Annotated in this window: 2 protein-coding genes; both read left to right on the plus strand. The window is 58.5% G+C overall.

Going from position 1 to position 1,825, the window contains the following annotated elements:
- Positions 1-278: hypothetical protein (locus tag JJB74_RS33625; RefSeq protein ID WP_234485060.1), on the plus strand; the 278-nt coding region annotated here is incomplete at its 5' end.
- A 173-nt stretch (positions 279-451) separates the two neighbouring features.
- Positions 452-1,633: an acetyl-CoA C-acetyltransferase gene (locus tag JJB74_RS32885; protein ID WP_200598757.1), complete on the plus strand. Its 1,182-nt coding sequence runs from the start codon at positions 452-454 to the stop codon at positions 1,631-1,633.
- Positions 1,634-1,825 lie beyond the last annotated feature (192 nt).

The following is a 1,825-nucleotide window of genomic DNA, read 5'->3' on the forward strand; positions in this document are numbered from 1 at the left end:
AGGGCAGCTTGACTGCCCCGACGGACAAGTTGCGTCCGCCGCAGACCAATTTTATTCCCTGGCCGCCTGAGCAATCGACACTGCGTGCTTTCGCTCATGCGAACTTCCTTATTGCAACGGAACCGCATTTTGTGCACATCCAGGCAGACTCAGCCTGCCCAAGGCTGTCCGTCGGTATCGAATTCGCGAACTGGCGCGTTTATCGGGGCATCATTCAATGCACCGTGGGACCGCGCCGCGCTTGTCGCCTTACCGTGCAAACCTACTTGCAAAAATGAAATCAATGTATGATAAAACGAAATCTTCCGCCGGGCTGCGCACCGGGGCGTTTTGCACAGCATGACGGCTTGTCCAAAATCGTCGTTTTCGACGACGTGGGCACAGCTTTGCAAGCCCAAAATGCCAACCTGTATTCCAATTTGGCATTCGTCTCCTCTATAAGGATATAAACATGGCTGAAGCATATATCGTTGCCGCCGCGCGCACCGCCGGCGGCCGTCGTGGCGGGAAACTTGCCGGTTGGCACCCTGTCGATCTGGCTGCGCGAGTGCTGGACGCGCTGGTCGAGCGCTCCGGCGTCGATCCAGTGTTGGTAGAGGACGTCATCATGGGGTGCGTCAGCCAGGTCGGCGAACAGTCGACCAATGTCGCCCGCAACGCCGTGCTCGCATCGAAACTTCCCGAATCGGTTCCTGGCACTTCGCTTGATCGCCAATGCGGCTCTTCGCAGCAAGCGCTGCATTTCGCGGCTCAGGCTATCATGTCCGGCACCATGGATGTCGTTATCGCCGCTGGTGTCGAGAGCATGAGCCGCGTGCCGATGTTCACCCCCAGCAGCTTGCCCGAGAAGAATGGCCTGGGCTACTACATAAGCCCGCAGATTCGTGCACGCTATGCCGGCGTCCAGGACTTCAGCCAGTTTCTGGGTGCGGAAATGATCGCAAAGAATTACGGCTTTTCGAAGCAGGAGCTCGATGAATACGCGCTGCGTAGTCATAAGCAGGCCATCGTCGCCACTCGTGAAAGCCTATTCAAGGAAGAGATCCTCCCTGTTGAGGTGAGGCTTGCGGACGGAACGACCACGGGCGAGATGCATCTGGCGGACGAGGGCATCCGTTACGACGCGACGCTCGAAGGCATCCAGGGCGTCAAGCTGCTTCAGGAAGGCGGTGTCATCACCGCTGCCAACGCCAGCCAGATATGCGACGGCGCAACCGGCGTGATGGTTGTCAGCGAGAAGGCGCTCAAGTCCATGGGCGTAAAGCCACTGGCGCGAATCCATCACATGTCTGTGATCGGCCACGATCCGGTCATCATGCTGGAGGCGCCGATTCCCGCGACGCTGCAGGCGCTGAAAAAAACGGGCATGAGCATCGATGACATCGACCTGTATGAAGTCAACGAAGCATTCGCACCGGTGCCGCTGGCCTGGTTGAAAGCGACAGGGGCGGATCCCGCCAAGTTGAATGTGAATGGTGGCGCCATCGCGCTCGGCCACCCGCTTGGCGCGTCGGGAACCAAGCTGATGACCACGCTGCTGCATGCGCTCAAGCAGCGCGACAAGCGTTACGGTTTGCAGACCATGTGCGAAGGCGGCGGCATGGCGAACGTCACCATCGTCGAGCGTCTGTAACGAAACACACCTGTCGCCTCACGGGGCGGCGTATCACGGGCTCACTATTAAGAGATCGAAAATAAGGTTCCGTTGCAATAAGGAAGTTCGCATGAGCGAAAGCACGCAGTGTCGATTGCTCAGGCGGCCAGGGAATAAAATTGGTCTGCGGCGGACGCAACTTGTCCGTCGGGGCAGTCAAGCTGCCCTTTT

The sequence above is a fragment of the Noviherbaspirillum pedocola genome (genome assembly GCF_016632335.1).
Lineage (GTDB): Bacteria > Pseudomonadota > Gammaproteobacteria > Burkholderiales > Burkholderiaceae_D > Noviherbaspirillum_A > Noviherbaspirillum_A pedocola.